We start from the raw sequence: 16601 nt of genomic DNA on the forward strand, positions 1-16601 counted from the left end.
CACCCCTTTTCAAAAAAGTGACCGGCCCAGGCAAAACCCCGAATTCCGCGGTTTCGACCATCGCAGCCGGGATATGGGGGCTCAGCCACCTGTTTCAACCCTGCGCCGTGCAGGAGCGTCCCAGGCGGACATATCCGCTCCAAACCCTTTCTTTACCCTGCGCGCCTAAGCGGGGCCTACACCGACCGCGCCCTACCCGCGCGGCCACAACGGGAAGTTGCATGCCGACACCGGCGATCAGTGTTGCGATGAGCGTCTATAATGGCGAGCGCTTCCTTGCGCCCGCAATCGAGAGTGTGCTGGCCCAGGATTTCGAGGATTTCGAATTTCTCATCCTCGATGACGGCTCGACGGACGGTTCCGCCGAAATCATCCGGCACTATGCGCAGAAGGACTCGCGGGTCCGCGCAACGCTGCGCGAGAACCGGGGGCTCGTCGCCAGTCTCAACGAGATGATCGAGCAGGCCTGCGCGCCGCTGATCGCGCGCATGGATGCCGACGACATCTGCCGCCCGGACCGTTTCTCGAAACAGATCGCCTTCCTCGCCGGCCACCCCGATTACGGCGTCGTCGGAAGCTGGACCGAGGACATCGATGCCGATGGCCGACCCTATCATCTGGCCGGCAAGGAGCATCCCGAGACGCACGAGGCCTTCCTTGTGGCAATCGAGAACGGCTGGCCGCTGCTCTGCCATCCGGCCGCGATGTTCCGCCGTGACGTGGTGTGCAGCGTCGGCGGCTATCACGGAGCGTTCCGGCACTGCGAGGACTACGACCTATGGCTGCGCCTCGCCGGCGTCACCCGGCTCGCCAGCATCCCGGAGCGGTTGCTGCGCTACCGTCACTACGATAACCAGGTCTCCAGTCGTCACGCGACTGAGCAGCAGATCGGCGCCGCCATCTCCTATCTCGCCTATCGTGAGCGAGCGGAAGGAAGGCACGATCCGACCGAAGCCCTGGAACGCCTACCCGCCATCGAGGAACTGGACGGCGTGTTCGGCCGCGATGGAGTTGGTCGCGGCGTTCGCGCCCGCGTCGCCCCTCAACTGCTCTATTCCCGTACCAGTCTGCGCGGACCGGGTTTCGGCCTCCTGCTGCGCTACTTGCGCGAGGGCGGCGACCGCGCGGGCATGTGGCGTGTCGTGGTGCGCCTGCTTCGCTTCCGTGAGCCGGCGCGGGCCCTGCGGCTTGCCGCGACTCTGCTGCGCACGGCCTGATCGCCATGGCCGACGATACAGCTTCCGCCGGACGCGGCACCAGGAGCGTGAAGTCCGCGGCCCTGTGGGCAGCCTCGAGCCAATACTCGCTGTTCGCGCTGCAGTTCTTCACTTCCGTCGTCATCTCGCGCTTCTTCCTGAAGCCCGAGGAGATCGGCCTGTTCTCGGTGGCGCTGGCCGCCGCGATGGTGCTCTCGATCATCCAGGACTTCGGGTTGCAGCGCTACATCGGCCGCCACCCGACCGGCGACCGCGCGATGGTGCGCTCCGCGACGACGATAGCGGTCACCTTCGCGCTGGCCTTGGCCGCCGTCATCTACCTGATCGCGGCGCCGCTCTCTCGGCTCTATGACGAGCCGCGGATCGAGCCGATCCTCCAGCTTATCGCCGCGTCGTACATATTCGTGCCCTGGAGCATCGTGCCGATGGCGCTGCTCGCGAGGCGGCTCGACTTCAGCCGCACGTTCGCGGTCAACCTTGGCGGAGCGGTGGCGAACAGCGGAGTGGCTCTCACGCTGGCCTGGCTGGGATGGTCGTCTTTCGCGCTGGCCTGGGGGATGATCGCGCAGGCGGTGGTGCGCGCGGTGATCGCCCAGATCGCCCAGCCCGCGTTTCCCGGACGGGGCGCCAACTGGACCGAACTGCGCGCGATCCTGAAGTTCAGCGCGGGGACGACGCCGATCTACCTCTCCGGGGGCATCGGCGTGCGCAGTCCCGACATGATCGTCGGCGGGCTGCAGGGCATGACCGCCGCCGGCCTGTTCAGCCGGGGTGCGGCCCTTGCCGCGCAGTTACACACGCTCGTCGTCGGTGCCGTCAGCGCGGTCTACTACCCCGCCTTCGCCCGACTGCGCGACGAGGGCAAGGAGCTCGGCCCCTATTACGAGCGCGTGGTCGCGGCGCACGGCGCGATCGTCTGGCCGGCGATGGCGCTGCTGGCGGTGCTCAGCGAGCCGGTGATCCTTCTTCTCTACGGCCCTGGCTGGGCCGAGGCAGCGCCGCTGCTCGCGTTCGTTGCGGCCGCGGAGTGCTTCTTCGTGGCGCTGCCGCTCCACGTCGACCTGCCGATCCTGCTGGGCAAGCTGCGCCAGCTTTTGTGGTTCAACCTGATCGATACCGCGCTGTCGGTGGGCACGCTTGCGGCGGGCGCGGCGATCGGGGTGGAGGCCGCCGCTGCCTCGCGCCTCGCCTACGGGCTAGGCTGGTTCTGTCTCTATGCCCTGTGGCTTCAGCGCCTGATCGGGTTCCGCTGGAGCGCGGCCCTGCGCATCTATGGGGCCAGCGCCGTGGTCACGCTCGCGACGATCGTTCCGGCGGTGCTCGCGATCACGGTCTGGCGTACACCCGCGACGCTGGGCTTCCTTGGCCTCGTCGCTGCCGGATGCGCTTCCGGCCTGGCATGGCTGGCTGCCGTCGCCTTCTCCGGTCACCCGGCGCGCGAGGATCTGGCCGGCATGGCAGCGCACATTCTTGCGCCCGTGCTGGCCCGGCTCAAGGTCCGCGCGACCTGAAATAAACCGCGCTATCTGTTAGCGACTCGCGCAAGATCGTGATAATATGCCCTCTATATAAGACATACGTGAGCATGAACTCGCGAGGAGGATGCTATGGCGGGAATGAGCCTGGCCCTGGCGATACTGATCGCCAATCCCGTGATATTGGGCGCCAAGCCTATGCCTGTCGCAGGTAGTGAAAGTGCGGCGGCCGATATCGTTCAGGGCGCGGCCGACGCGCACGCCCGTATGACGATCGATGTCGCCATCCACGACATCGGTCCCTACCGCTTTCTCATCGACACCGGATCGCAGCGCACGGTCGTCTCGACGGCGCTGGCGGGCACCCTGGGCCTCGCGCAGGGACCGCAGGTGCGGGTCATGGGTATTGCCGGCATCCACCAGGTCGCCACCGCCCAGGTCGACTCGATCGATATCGGCCCCCGCTCCTTCTACGACCTGACCGTGCCCCTGCTGGAGAGCGGAGACATGGGCGCCGACGGCATTCTCGGCACGGATAGCCTGCAGCACGAGCGCGTGCTCCTCGATTTCGCCCGCAATACCATCCGGATCGGCAACCCCCGCGACCTCGGCGGCAGGCAGGGCTTCGAGATCGTCGTGCAGGCGAAGCAGAAGTCCGGCAGGCTCATCCTCACCAACGCGACGATCGACGGCATACGGGTCGACGTCGTGGTCGACACCGGCGCCAGCGGCAGTGTCGGCAATCTCGCGCTGCAACGCGCGCTGGCACACAAGGAGCGGTCTCGCCCGCCGTTGAGGGGAACCCTGTCGAGTGTCACCGGCCATGACCTGCCGGTCGAACTCGCGGTCGCCAAACGCCTCGAGCTGGCTGGGATCGCGGTAACCAACGTCCTGATCGCCTATGCCGACGCGCCGGCCTTCGGCGAGCTCAAGCTGAGCAAGCGGCCCGCGATATTCCTTGGAATGCGTGAACTGCGCGCGTTCAAGCGCGTCGCCATCGACTTCTCGACCCGCAAGGTGCTGCTCGACATCGGCAAGGTGGACTGAAGCGCCTGGGACGCGCCATTGCCGGATTGTTGCGGCAGGCACTTCCTTAAACCGTGCCGATCCCTAAATAGCGCCGATGCCTCCCGATACAGCCGTACCTGATTCCAACGCCCGCCACGACGGCTGGCGCACGCTCCTGCGCTTCATGCCCTATCTATGGCCGCGTGATGACGCCGGACTGCGGTGGCGGATCGTGTGGGCCTGCGTGTTCATCCTGCTCTCGACAGGCACGCAGCTGGTGCTGCCGTACCTGATGAAGTGGGCGGTCGACCTGATGGGCACCACCGGGCCGAAGATGGTCCAGCTGGCGATGCTGACGGTGCTCGCCTACTCGGCCGGGCGGCTGCTGCAGACGGTGTTCGACAACCTGCGCAACATCGTGTTCGAGCGGGTCGGCCAGGACGCGACGCGGGCGCTGGCGGAGAACGTGTTCGGCCAGCTTCACCGCCTGAGCCTGCGCTTCCACCTCGCGCGGCGCACCGGCGAGGTCACCAAGACCATCGAGCGCGGGACCAAGAGCATCGACACGATGCTCTACTTCATGCTGTTCAACATCGCGCCGACCATCCTGCAGCTGCTGGTCGTCGCGGTGATCTTCTACATCAATTTCGGCATCGGGCTGGTGCTCGCCACCGCCGTGGCCGTCGCGGCCTATATCTGGGTGACGCGCACGATCACCGAGTGGCGGACCAAGCTGCGCGAGCAGATGAACCGGCTCGACGGGCAGGCCCTGTCCCGCGCCGTGGATTCGCTGCTGAACTACGAGACCGTGAAATACTTCTCGGCCGAGGCACGCGAGGAGGCCCGCTACGCCCAGGCCACCCGCGCCTATGCCGTAGCGGCGGTGAAGAGCGAGAACTCGCTCGGGCTGCTCAACATCGTGCAGGGCGTGGTGGTGACGCTGCTGATGGCGGGCGCGCTCGCGTGGACGGTGTGGGGCTGGTATAAGGGGCAGTACACGGCCGGCCAGCTGGTCTTCGTACAGACCTACCTGACGCAGCTGTTCCGCCCGCTCGATATGCTGGGCATGGTCTACCGCACCATCCGGCAGGGCCTGATCGACATGGCCGAGATGTTCCGCCTGCTCGACACCCAGGTCGAAGTGCCCGACGCGCCCGGCGCGCCGGCGTTGGTCATCCGCCAGCCCTCGATCGTGTTCGACAACGTGGTGTTCGGCTATGACCCCGACCGCACGATCCTGCATGGACTGTCGTTCGAGGTGCCCGCCGGACAGGCTTTCGCGGTGGTCGGCCCCTCGGGCGCGGGCAAGTCGACGCTCGCCCGGCTGCTGTTCCGCTTCTATGATCCGCTTTCGGGCCGCATCCTGATCGACGGGCAGGATATCCGCGAGGTCACGCAGTCGAGCCTGCGCGCCGCGATCGGCATCGTGCCGCAGGATTCGGTGCTGTTCAACGACACCATCGGCTATAATATTGGTTATGGCCGCGACGGCGCCAGCCTCGAGGAAATCGAGGCCGCCGCGCGCGGGGCATCGCTCACCAGCCTGATCGCCCGGCTGCCCAAGGGCTTCGCGACCGAAGTGGGCGAGCGCGGCCTCAAGCTTTCGGGCGGCGAGAAGCAGCGCGTCGCCATCGCCCGCACACTCGTCAAGAACCCGCCGATCCTCGTGCTCGACGAGGCGACCAGCGCCCTCGACACGCGGACCGAGCAGGACATCCTCGCCACCCTCCACCGCGTCGCCGAGCACCGCACGTCTCTCTCCATCGCGCATCGGCTCTCGACGATCGCCGATGCCGATCGCATCCTCGTGCTCAACGAGGGCCGGCTGGCTGAGAGCGGCACCCACGCGCAGCTTCTGCGCCGCGAGGGCCTTTACACCGAAATGTGGTCGCGCCAGGCCGCCGAGGCCGAGGCGATGATCGAGGCGGCGGAGTAGCGGCGCCTACTCAGAATTTTCCCTTATCTCCGTTCTTGGGATATGCCTCCCCGATCGGCCTGGCGCTGACCGCGCCCGCCCGCAATCTTCCGATTGGCAGGCCGCGAAAATCCCCCTATTGCCGCCTCCGGACCGGCGCTCACGCGCAGGTTTCGAAGATCGCGCCGGTGCCTCGAAAGAGGCTTAAAACGGGAAGGCGGTGCGGGTGGTTTTCCGCCCAACTCCGCAGCTGTCCCTGCAACTGTAAGCGGCGAGCGCGATGCACATCGTTTCCTCCCAGTCGGGGGAAGCAGCCACTGGGCCGGACGCTAAGTCATGCGGGGCCTGGGAAGGCGTGCATCAAGCCCTGACCCGCGAGCCAGGAGACCTGCCGGCGTTCTGGTCGCTCTTGCTTTGGTCCAGGGGATGGCCGGGGCACGGTAATCCGTCTGAGCGACGTTCGTCATGCGGCCGGGGCCGCATCGGCAAACGCGCCGGGCGTCCTCGCGCCTGCCTGACGTGTATGCCGGGCCGTCGATCGCCTGATCGACGGGACGCCCCGCCGCGCAAGAGCTGACCGCGCGGGGGAGAAGACCATTGAGCAAAGTGCCCACCACCGTCATCACCGGCTTCCTGGGAGCGGGCAAGACCACGCTCGTGCGCCACCTGCTGCGGAACGCGGACGGCCGCCGCATCGCTCTCATCATCAACGAGTTCGGCGACGTCGGCGTCGACAGCGAACTGGTGAAGGGCTGCAACGACGAGGCCTGCCCCGAGGACGACATCGTCGAGCTGGCCAACGGCTGCATCTGCTGCACCGTCGCCGACGATTTCCTACCCACCATGATGAAGCTGCTCGACCGGCCCAACCCGCCCGAGCACATCATCATCGAAACCTCCGGCCTCGCCCTGCCCAAGCCGCTGGTCAAGGCCTTCCAGTGGCCCGACATCCGCACACGCGCGACCGTCGACGGCGTCATCGCGCTGATCGACGCCGATGCCGTGGCGGCAGGGCGCTTCGCCACAGACGAGGCCGCGCTGACCGCTGCACGCCTCGCAGATCCCAACCTCGACCACGACAGCCCGCTCGAGGAACTGTTCGAGGAGCAGCTCGGCTGCGCGGACATGGTGGTGCTCAACAAGACCGATCTTCTCGACCCCGAGGCGCTGGCCCGCGTCGAAGGGCTGGTCGGGGCCGAGACCCGTCCCGGCGTGAAGATCATCCACGCCGACCACGGCGCGGTCGACATCGCCGCCCTGCTCGGCATCACCGCCGCCGCCGAGGACGACCTCGACAGCCGCAAGTCCCACATCGACGGCCTCGACGAAGGCCACGACCACGACGACTTCGACAGCTTTGTGGTCACCGGCGGCGAAGTCGTCGACCTCGATGGCCTGACGGGCCGCCTCGAAACGCTGATCCATGTCCACGACATCCTGCGCATCAAGGGCATGGTCGCCGTCGCCGGCAAGCCCAGCCGCCTGATCGTGCAGGCCGTCGGCCCGCGCATCCAGCACTTCTACGACCGCGCCTGGAAGCTCGAGGAACCGCGCCGCACGCAACTGGTGGTGATCGGCCAGAAGGGCCTCGACCGCGCCGCCATCGAGGCCGGGCTGGGATCCGTGCTCGGGACCCTAGCCGCCTGATGCACCTGCTGTCCGCCACTCCGGGCACCATCACCAACGGCGAAGAGGCAATCGACCTCGACCAGCCGCCGGGCGACATCGTCATCCTGACGGTGGCGGACAGTGAACTCGCCTGCTTCGCCAAGGCGGCGGCGCAGCTGCCCGCGGGCGCGCCGAGCGTGCGCCTCGCCAATCTGCTCCAGCTCAAGCATCCCTACTCGATCGACCTCTACGTCGAGAAAGTGATCGCCCACGCCCGGTTCGTCTGCGTCGTGCTGCTTGGGGGCAAGAGCTACTGGCCCTACGGCATCGACGAGATCGCCGCCGTGGCGCGCGAACGCGGCATCGCCTTCGCCGCCATCGCCGACGGGCGCGAGGACGACCCCGCCCTCGACCGCGCCTGCACCCTGCCCGCCGCGCAGGTCAAGCACTTGCGCGACTACCTGCGCCAGGGCGGCACCGCCAACGCCCTCTCGTTCCTGCGCACCGCCGTGCGGATCATCGGAGAGGACTGCGGTCAGCCCGACGACCCGGTGCCCGTCGCCGATGCCGGGCTCTACATTTCCGGCGTGGACCGCCCCGGCCTCGCCGACCTTCGCGCGCGCTGGAAGCCGGATGCCCCGGTCGCGCTCATGGTGTTCTACCGCGCGCTGATGATCGCGGGCACGCTCGACGCGGTGGACGCCATGGTCGCCGCGCTGGAAGCGCGCGGCCTCAACGTCGCCGCCGTCCACGTCCGCGCCCTGCGCGAGCCTTTCGCGATCGACTGGCTCGGCGGGCTGATGGCCGGGATCGCCCCGGACGTGGTCATCAACGCCACCAGCTTCGCCTCCTCCTCATCGGGCGAGCCGCGCACACCCGGCGTGCTCGAACGCGCCGACTGCCCGATCCTGCAGGTCGCCTTCGCGGGCGTCGAGGAGGCCGACTGGCGCGCCGCCGCGCGCGGCCTTGGCCCGCGCGACCTCGCCATGAACGTGGCGCTGCCCGAGGTGGACGGGCGCATCTTCACGCGCGCCGTCGCCTTCAAGGCCGCCGAGCGCTTCGACGAAGTGACCCAGTGCGGCATCGTCGTCCCCCGCGTCGCCCCGGACCGCGTGGCCTTCGCCGCCGACCTCGCCGCCAACTGGGCCCACCTGCGCCGCACCCCCGCGCCCGAGCGCAAGGTCGCGCTGGTGCTCGCCAACTACCCCAACCGCGACGGGCGGATCGGCAACGGCGTCGGCCTCGACACCCCCGCCAGCGCCGCCTCGATCCTCGCCGGCCTGCGCCGCGCCGGCTACGATGTCGGTAACGCTCCGAAGGACGGCGCGAGCCTCATGGCGCTGATGACCGGCGGCGTGACCAACGACCTCACCTCGCTGGCCCGCCCCGGTGAGATCGCGCTACCCCTTGCCGACCACCGCGCCGCCTTCGCGCAGGTCCCCGAGACCGCCCGCGCCGCCATGCTCGATAAATGGGGTGAGCCCGAGGCCGACCCCTTCGTGCGCGATGGCGCCTTCCGACTCGCCGTCCACCGCTTCGGCAATGTCGCGCTCGCGGTCCAGCCGGCGCGCGGGTACAACATCGACCCCAAGGCCAGCTACCACGACCCGGCGCTGCCCCCGCCGCACGCCTACTTCGCCTTCCACGTCTGGCTCGACAGGCAGTTTGGCGCGCAGGCGCTGGTGCATGTCGGCAAGCACGGCAATCTCGAATGGCTGCCCGGCAAGGCGATATCGCTCTCCCCCGACTGCTTCCCCGAGATTTGCGCCGGGCCGGTGCCGCAGCTCTACCCCTTCATCGTCAACGACCCCGGCGAGGGCACGCAGGCCAAGCGCCGCATCGGCGCGGTGGTGATCGACCACCTGACGCCCCCCCTTACCCGCGCCGAAAGCTACGGGCCGCTCAAGCAGCTCGAGGCGCTGGTCGACGAATACTACCTCGCCGCGGGCATGGACCCGCGCCGGCTGGAGCGGCTCAAGCGCGACATCCTCGACCTCGCGCGCGGCAACGGGCTGGACCAGGACGCCGGGGCGACGGGGGACGGCGACGATGCCCTCTCCGCGATCGACAACTACCTGTGCGAGCTCAAGGAACTGCAGATCCGCGACGGGCTGCACGTCTTCGGCCACTCGCCCAAGGGCCGGCTGCGGCGCGACCTGCTGGTCGCTTTGGCGCGTACGCCGCGCGGGTATGACCGGCCGGGGCAGGCCTCTCTGCTGCGGGCGATGGCGGAGGATTTTGGGCTGGCGTTCGATCCGCTCGACTGCCGGATGGGCGATCCTTGGGACGGTGCGCGACCGGCGATGCTGGCGGCGGTGTCGGACGATCCGTGGCGCACGCTGGGCGATACGGTGGAGCGGCTGGAACTGCTCGCAGCGAAATGGGCGGATTCGCCTCCACCCTACCAGGCGACCGGCAGCCGAACCGCCGCCGTGCTCGCCGAGATCACCAATAACCTCGCCCCGCGTGTGGACGCGTGCGGCGAGGCCGAAACCGCCGCCTTGCTCGCTGGGCTCGACGGCCGCTTCGTGCTCCCTGGCCCCTCCGGCGCGCCGACGCGCGGACGCCCCGAAGTGCTGCCCACCGGCCGCAACTTCTACTCGGTGGACACCCGCGCCGTGCCCACCGCGGTCGCCTGGGACCTCGGCTTCAAGTCCGCGCAGCTGCTGGTCGAAGACTATCTCCAGCGCGAGGGCGACTACCCTCGCGCCATGGCGCTCTCGGCCTGGGGCACAGCCAACATGCGCACCGGCGGCGACGACATCGCGCAGGCCCTGGCGCTGATGGGCGTGCGGCCGCGCTGGGAGTGGACTTCGGGCCGCGTCACCGGCTTCGAGATCATCACCGTCGCCGAATTGCGGCGCCCGCGCGTGGACGTGACCCTGCGCGTCTCGGGCTTCTTCCGCGACGCCTTCCCCGAGCAGATGGACCTGATCGACAGCGCCGCCCGCGCCGTCATGGCGCTCGACGAACCCGAGGGCGACAACCCCGCCGCCGAACGCCACCGCGAGGAAGTCGACCTGCTCGCCGCGCAGGGCGAGAGACCCGAACTCGCCGCCCGCCGGGCCGGCGCCCGCGTTTTCGGCTCCAAACCCGGTGCCTACGGTGCCGGCCTTCAGGCGATGATCGACGAGAAGCTGTGGCACGAGCGCGCCGACCTGGCGAATATCTATCTCGACTGGGGCAGCTACGCCTACGGCGCGGGCGTCGAGGGCGAGGCCGAGCGCGAGCTGTTCGCCGCCCGTCTCACGCAGTCCGACGCCGTGGTCCAGAATCAGGACAACCGGGAACACGACCTGCTCGACAGCGACGACTACTACCAGTTCGAAGGTGGCATCGCCGCGGCGGTCGAGCACCTCAAGGGCCGCAAGGTCGTGTCCTATCACAACGACCACTCGCGCCCCGAACGCCCGGTAATCCGCACGCTGGAGGACGAGATCGGCCGCGTGGTGCGGGCCCGCGTCACCAACCCCAAGTGGATCGCGGGTGTCATGCGCCACGGCTACAAGGGCGCGTTCGAGATCGCCGCCTCGGTCGACTACCTCTTCGCCTTCGCCGCCACGACCCACGCGGTGAAGGACCACCACTTCGACGCCGTCCACGCCGCCTTCATCGAGGACGATGACGTCCGCGCCTTCATGCAGGACGCCAACCCGGCGGCCCTGCGCGAAACCGCCGCCCGCCTCGCCGAGGCGCTGGAACGCGGGCTTTGGAAACCGAAATCGAACAGCGCGGGCGTCCTGCTCGCCCAGCTTGCAGGAGAGTAGAATGGCCGAACGCACGGACGAACGCCACGCCGAGAAGATGAAGAAGAAGCAGGCCGCCCACGACAAGATCATGGCGGCCAAGACCGTCGAGAAGGGCCTGCTGATCGTCCACACCGGCAAGGGCAAGGGCAAGACCACCGCCGCGCTCGGCATGGTGGTGCGCGCCATCGGGCACGGCAAGAAGGTCGGCGTCGTGCAGTTCGTCAAGGGCGCGATGACCACCGGCGAGAAGGTCGTCTTCAACGCCTTCCCCGCCAACGTCGAGTTCAAGCCGATGGGCGAGGGCTTCACCTGGAACACCCAGGACCGCGCCCGCGACATCGCCCTCGCCCGCGAGGCGTGGGACGAGGTCAAGCGGATGATCGAGGACCCGGCCTACGACATGGTGCTGGCGGACGAGCTAAACATCGTCCTGCGCTACGACTATCTGCCGCTCGCCGAAGTTCTCGAAGTGCTGGGCGCGAAGGCGGAAATGAAGCACGTCATCGTGACGGGGCGCAATGCGCCCGAAGCGCTGATCGAGCAGGCCGATCTTGTTACCGAGATGACGCTGGTGAAGCACCCCTTCCGCGAACAGGCGGTCAAGGCGCAGCCGGGGATCGAGTTCTAGGCTCCGCCCCGATGGCATCCGAGATCGAAACAGACCTGGACAAAACCCACTCCGTCTTCCCCGCGAAAGCGAGGACGACGAGGTTTATGGGCGACAGTGCAGGGCCCCTGTTCGACGTCCGGTTCCGCGACGACCTCGCTTCCCTGCTGGCATGGCGGCGCGACGTGCGACATTTCCGGCGCGACCCGGTCGGCGAAGATGTCGTCGCCGAACTGCTGGCCACTGCCCAACTCGCCCCCTCGGTCGGCAATTCGCAGCCCTGGCGGTTCGTGCGCATACGCTCGGCCGCCCTGCGCGAAGATCTCGCCCGCCACGTCGATGGCGAAGCCGAACGCGCCGGCGAAGCGATGGCCGACCGCCGCCAGGCCTACGCCGCGCTGAAACTCCACGGCCTGCGGGAGGCCCCGGAAATCCTCGCCGTGTTCTGCGACGATGCGACCGAGATCGGTGCGGGCCTCGGCGCGGCGACGATGCCGCAGACGCGCGAATGGTCGGTGGTCATGGCGATCCACACCTTGTGGCTGGCTGCCCGCGCGCGGGGCCTCGGCCTCGGCTGGGTCTCGATCGCCGAGCCCGAGACCGTCATGGCGCTGCTCGACATGCCCCAAGCCTGGCGCTTCGTCGCGCTGCTCTGCCTCGGGGAGCCGGTGGAGGCGGACGAAGTGCCCGAACTCGAACGCCGCGGCTGGCAGGCCCGCCTCGACTGGAGGGCCAATGTCAGCGAGCGTTGACGCCTGCCGCCCCTGCCCCCGCAGACATCGCCCGCGCCGCCTTGACGTAGGCCGGGCCGCCGCAGACCGTCCAGGCCTGCGGGATGCCGATGCGCGGGATGCCGTCCAGCACCGGGTGGTGCATCATCGCTGTGCCTTGGTCGACGACCTTTTCGGTGGCGGTATCGACGATCAGGAAGTCCGGCCGAGCGGCGGCCATCTCCTCGAGGCTCATCTGCGACAGCGAGGGCTTGCCCAGCTTCCCCGCGAGGTTGATGACGCCCGCGCGCGTCATCAGGTCGTCTATGAGCGTCCCGGTGCCGGTCATGTAGCCCCTACGTTGATAGTAGGCCGCGACCTTGCCGGTGCGTGCGTGGGGCAGCCTCGCAAGGTCGCGGTTCATCCGCGCGATCAGCGCCTCGCCGCGCTGGGGATGCCCGACCGCCTTCGCGACCTCGCGGATCGAGCGCAGGATGGCATCGTAGCTGTCGGGCGACTTGATATCGAGCGCAGGGTACTTCTTCGCCTTGAGCACGGCGATGGCCGGGCTGCGCCGCGCGGGCATGCCGATGACGAGGTCGGGGGCGATCGCCATGATTTCCTCGGCCGAGCCGCGCAGGATCGGCAGGCCCTTCGCGGAAGACGCGGCGGCGGACATCGCCGGGTCGGCGGCGTAACGAGTGAGGCCGGCAATCTGCTCCCGGTCCGCCAGCGCCATGACCAGCTGGTCCGCGCAGAGGTTGAGCGAAACGATCCGCTGAGGCGTCCTCGCCGCGATCATCGGCTTGGGCACAGAAGCCGCCCACGCCGCCACGCCGCCGAGGGTGGCCACGACCGCGCACAGCGCGAGCTTGCCAGAACGAAGATAAGCCGTAAGCGCCATACCAGCGCTCCCATAGCAACACGACCCCGGGACACAAGCGTGACGGGGAACCGATCCATTTCGAGGTATTCGTGCTCAACGACGCATTCCCTGCGGCGCGCCACCCGGCGCTGATTCCGCTTCTCATCGCCGGCGTGCTGGTGATGGCTCTGGCTTCGATGAGCCTGGGCCCTGTCCACCTGTCGGAAACGCGCATCCTCGTGGCCCTCACAGGGCATGGCGACGCGATCGCGCGGGCGATCCTGTTCGAACTGCGCCTGCCGCGCACCCTCGTGGCGCTGCTGGTAGGCGCCATGCTCGGGCTCGCGGGCGCGGTGCTGCAGGGCTACCTGCGCAACCCGCTGGCGGAGCCCTCGGTGTTGGGCGCGTCGAACTCGGCGGCATTGGGGGCAGTCGCGGCGATCTACTTCGGGATCGCCGACTGGAACGTCGCCATGCTGCCCCTGCTCTCGATTGCTTTGGGCCTCGTCGCGCTGGGGCTGCTGTTCGCGCTGGCGGGACGATCGGAGAGCCCGCTGACGCTGATCCTTGCCGGCATCGCGGTTTCGACGCTGGCGGGGGCGGGGATCAGCCTCGCGCTGAACTTGTCTTCCAACCCATTCGCGGCGATGGAAATCATGGCTTGGCTGCTCGGTTCGATCGAGAACCGGACGATGGAGCACGTCTGGATCGCGCTGCCCTGCGCCGCGCTTGGCATCGGCCTGCTGCTCTACGACCCGCGCGCGCTCGATGCGCTGTCGCTCGGCGAGGACGGGGCGCGTTCGCTCGGCGTCGATCTTCGCCGAACCCGCCGCCGGCTGCTGCTGGGCGTCGCGGTGGGCGTGGGCGGCGCGGTCGCGGTGTCAGGCTCGATCGGGTTCATCGGGCTGATCGTGCCGCATCTCGTCCGCCCGCTGACCGACCGCAGCCCCTCGGCGGTATTGCTCCCCTCGCTGCTGGGCGGGTCGATCCTGCTGGCCGGAGCGGACATCCTCGTGCGCCTGATCCCGACCGCGAGCGAGCTGAAACTCGGCGTGGTCACCGCGTTCCTGGGTGTCCCGGTCTTCCTCGTCCACCTGCTGCGGGAGCGCCGCTCGTGGTGACGATCGCGATTCAAGGTCTCTCCGCGGACCTCGGCCGCCGCGCCGTCCTCACCAGCGTGAGCGCCACCTTGCGGCCGGGCACGCTGACGGGCGTGATCGGCCCCAACGGGGCCGGAAAATCGACGCTCGTGCGCGCGATGCTGGGGCTCGTCCCGATCATGCAGGGCTCCGTCACCATCGACGGGCGCGACGTCGCCGCCCTCCGACCGCGCGAACTTGCCCGCACTGTCGCTTACCTGCCGCAGGGCCAGACCCTGCACTGGCCGCTCAGCGTGGAACGGCTGGTGGCTCTGGGCCGCCTGCCGCACCTCGCCCCCATGTCGCGGATCGGCGCAGAGGACCGCGCGGCGGTGCTGGAGGCAATGACGCGCGCCGACGTCGCCCATCTCTCCGCCCGCATCGTCACCGAGCTTTCGGGCGGCGAGCGGGCGCGGGTCATGCTTGCGCGGGCGCTGGCCGTTGGCGCCAAAGGCATCGTGGCCGACGAGCCGCTGGCCTCGCTCGACCCCGGCCACCAGATCGACGTCATGGAACTGCTCTCACGCGAGGCAAAGGCGGGAGCGCTGGTCGTCACCGTCCTGCACGATCTGACGATGGCCGCGCGCTATTGCGACCGCCTCCTCCTCATCGACCGCGGCGTACTCGTTGCGGAGGGCACCCCGCGCGAAGTGCTCAGCGCCGACCGGCTGCGGACCGTCTACGGCGTGAGCGGGCATATCGACATGGCTGGCACGGCGCCGATGGTGGTCCCGCTCGGGCGCTGCCGGGAACGCGGAGAATAGGTTGTCCTTGGGACGGAAACCGATGTATTTACCCATTTGTGGCGTTTGATCTTACCTGAGTTCACTCTAAGTTTGCGCCATGGCCACATCGTCTTCCTTCCGCGAAACCCTTCTCGCGCCGCGCGCGCTCACCCCGCGTCAGCGCGACAGGCGTGAGCGGATCGAGGCCGCGACCTTCACTCTCCTCGCCCTCCACGGCGGCGAGGCGCTTTCGATGAAGATGATCGCACAGGAAGCGGGCGTGGCGGAGCGCACGCTGTTCAACATTTATGGCTCGAAGGACGGCCTGTTCGCATCCAGCGCGCGGCAGCGTAGCGAGGAGACGATCGCCGCCGCCCACCGCGAGGCGGGGGCGGAACCGGAGGATGGAGGCATGGCGTTCTTCCGCGTCCTGCCCGGCAAGCTCGCGGACAAGACGTTCGAAGCCCCCGAACTCGCCCGCGCCTTCGCGCCGATCCTGGTCGCCCATGCCGGACTGGTGGGCCTGCCCGAGATATACGAGAATTACGCCGGCGGCGCCCTGCGCTCGATGCGCGCGGCGGGGCTGGTCACGGTCGACGACATCGCCCTGCTGGCGCGCCTGGTCTGCATGAGCATGGTGGGAACCGTGATCCTGTGGGCCAAACGCGAGATCGCGGATGACGCGCTCGAAACGCACCTGCGTCTCGCGATCTGCCAGGTGCTTCTCCCGCATGCCGAACCGCCGCTTGCCGGCGAACTGCGCGGCGAGGCGCGGCGGCACTTGCGCATGCTTTCCCGGGTGATGGCCTGACATGGCCGCCATGGTTTGATCGTGTCGGAGCGCCGGAGAGGCTGCGGCCGCCGGCATTCGCCGCGCCGCGCGATTCAGGACTTCAGGCCGCCCGAGGACGCGCGGTTGCAGTGCCCACCAGCGTTCGCGCCGCCTCGATGATGCGTTCCACCGAGGGATAGAGCGGCTTTTCCGCATGAGGGTTCGACGGCAGCTGCATGTCGAGGGTGGCAACCCGCACCACCGGCGCGCGCAGGGCGCCGAAAGCCTGCTCGGCGATGGTGGCGGCGATTTCGCTGGCGGCGCTGCAGGTCTCGTGGGCCGGATCGACGCAGATGGCGCGGCCGGTCTTGCGCACCGACCGCAGGATGATCTCGCGGTCCAGCGGGACCAGCGTGCGCGGGTCCACGACCTCGACCGAGATTCCCTCCGCCTGCAATTTGCGCGCGGCGTCGAGAGCGATGTTGACCGCGCCCGCGATGGCCACGACCGTCACGTCGCTGCCCGCGCGCCTGATCTCGCCCTTGCCCAGCGGCACGAGGAAGTCCGGGTCCTCGGGAACGTCGCAGGCGGTCATCCAGCAAGTGGCATCCTCGAACGACATCACCGGCTCGTCGTCGCGGATCGCGGCCTTGAGCAGGCCCTTCATGTCGTGGGCGTTCGAGGGCGCGATTATCTTGAGGCCCGGCATGTTCATGAAGATCGGGTAGGGCCGCTCCGCCGGCAGGGCCGGGTCGGCTTCGCCGTAGAACAGGCACGAGCGGATCACCATCGGCAGGAGCGCCTGCCCGCC

General features: G+C 68.7%; 13 protein-coding genes and 1 riboswitch. Of the genes, 11 read left to right on the plus strand and 2 right to left on the minus strand.

Annotated features, from left to right (window positions below; genetic code table 11):
• The first annotated feature begins 221 nt into the window (after positions 1 to 221).
• The 8 genes from PMI02_RS12725 to bluB all read left to right on the plus strand — a co-directional run bounded on the left by PMI02_RS12725 (position 222) and on the right by bluB (position 12331).
• Positions 222 to 1217 carry a glycosyltransferase gene (locus PMI02_RS12725; RefSeq protein WP_007683209.1) on the plus strand — a complete coding sequence of 332 codons (996 nt, stop codon included), beginning with the start codon at positions 222 to 224 and terminating at the stop codon, positions 1215 to 1217.
• A 5-nt stretch (positions 1218 to 1222) separates the two neighbouring features.
• Positions 1223 to 2728, plus strand: a complete 1506-nt coding sequence (locus PMI02_RS12730; RefSeq protein WP_007683211.1) for an oligosaccharide flippase family protein — start codon at positions 1223 to 1225, stop codon at positions 2726 to 2728.
• 105 nt (positions 2729 to 2833) lie between these two features.
• Positions 2834 to 3739 (plus strand): aspartyl protease family protein, encoded by a 906-nt coding sequence (locus PMI02_RS12735; protein WP_238539068.1) that lies wholly within the window; start codon positions 2834 to 2836, stop codon positions 3737 to 3739.
• Positions 3740 to 3815: 76 nt separating this feature from the next.
• Positions 3816 to 5636: an ABC transporter ATP-binding protein/permease gene (locus tag PMI02_RS12740; protein ID WP_007683213.1), complete on the plus strand. Its 1821-nt coding sequence runs from the start codon at positions 3816 to 3818 to the stop codon at positions 5634 to 5636.
• 148 nt (positions 5637 to 5784) lie between these two features.
• Positions 5785 to 6026, plus strand: a riboswitch (cobalamin riboswitch).
• 186 nt (positions 6027 to 6212) lie between these two features.
• A complete protein-coding gene (gene cobW / locus PMI02_RS12745) occupies positions 6213 to 7262 on the plus strand; it encodes a cobalamin biosynthesis protein CobW (protein WP_007683215.1) in 1050 nt (349 codons plus the stop codon).
• A complete protein-coding gene (cobN, locus tag PMI02_RS12750; protein WP_007683217.1) occupies positions 7262 to 10990 on the plus strand; it encodes a cobaltochelatase subunit CobN in 3729 nt (1242 codons plus the stop codon). Before cobW ends, cobN begins: the two co-directional genes overlap by 1 nt.
• 1 nt (position 10991) lies before the next feature.
• Positions 10992 to 11600 carry a cob(I)yrinic acid a,c-diamide adenosyltransferase gene (cobO, locus tag PMI02_RS12755; RefSeq protein ID WP_007683219.1) on the plus strand — a complete coding sequence of 203 codons (609 nt, stop codon included), beginning with the start codon at positions 10992 to 10994 and terminating at the stop codon, positions 11598 to 11600.
• Positions 11601 to 11686: 86 nt separating this feature from the next.
• On the plus strand, positions 11687 to 12331 hold the full coding sequence (bluB, locus tag PMI02_RS12760) for a 5,6-dimethylbenzimidazole synthase (RefSeq protein WP_036503713.1): 645 nt from the start codon (positions 11687 to 11689) through the stop codon (positions 12329 to 12331).
• Here the strand turns inward: bluB and PMI02_RS12765 are convergent.
• Entirely contained in the window at positions 12318 to 13193 is an 876-nt protein-coding gene (locus PMI02_RS12765; RefSeq protein ID WP_007683223.1) for an ABC transporter substrate-binding protein, read from the minus strand. The genes bluB and PMI02_RS12765 overlap by 14 nt on opposite strands.
• A gap of 143 nt (positions 13194 to 13336) precedes the next feature.
• On the opposite strand from PMI02_RS12765, the gene PMI02_RS12770 reads away from it, so the two are divergent.
• From PMI02_RS12770 to PMI02_RS12780, 3 genes are all read left to right on the plus strand, one after another.
• Positions 13337 to 14275: an iron ABC transporter permease gene (locus PMI02_RS12770; protein ID WP_052025554.1), complete on the plus strand. Its 939-nt coding sequence runs from the start codon at positions 13337 to 13339 to the stop codon at positions 14273 to 14275.
• Positions 14269 to 15057 carry an ABC transporter ATP-binding protein gene (locus PMI02_RS12775; protein WP_007683227.1) on the plus strand — a complete coding sequence of 263 codons (789 nt, stop codon included), beginning with the start codon at positions 14269 to 14271 and terminating at the stop codon, positions 15055 to 15057. The genes PMI02_RS12770 and PMI02_RS12775 overlap by 7 nt, the downstream gene beginning before the upstream one ends.
• A 79-nt stretch (positions 15058 to 15136) precedes the next feature.
• Positions 15137 to 15829, plus strand: a complete 693-nt coding sequence (locus tag PMI02_RS12780; protein WP_007683229.1) for a TetR/AcrR family transcriptional regulator — start codon at positions 15137 to 15139, stop codon at positions 15827 to 15829.
• Between the two features lie 82 nt (positions 15830 to 15911).
• On the opposite strand, the gene PMI02_RS12785 is transcribed toward PMI02_RS12780, so the two are convergent.
• A partial coding sequence (locus PMI02_RS12785) for an alpha-ketoacid dehydrogenase subunit beta (RefSeq protein WP_007683231.1) occupies positions 15912 to 16601 on the minus strand: 690 nt, incomplete at its 5' end.

This window comes from Novosphingobium sp. AP12 (assembly GCF_000281975.1).
GTDB lineage: Bacteria > Pseudomonadota > Alphaproteobacteria > Sphingomonadales > Sphingomonadaceae > Novosphingobium.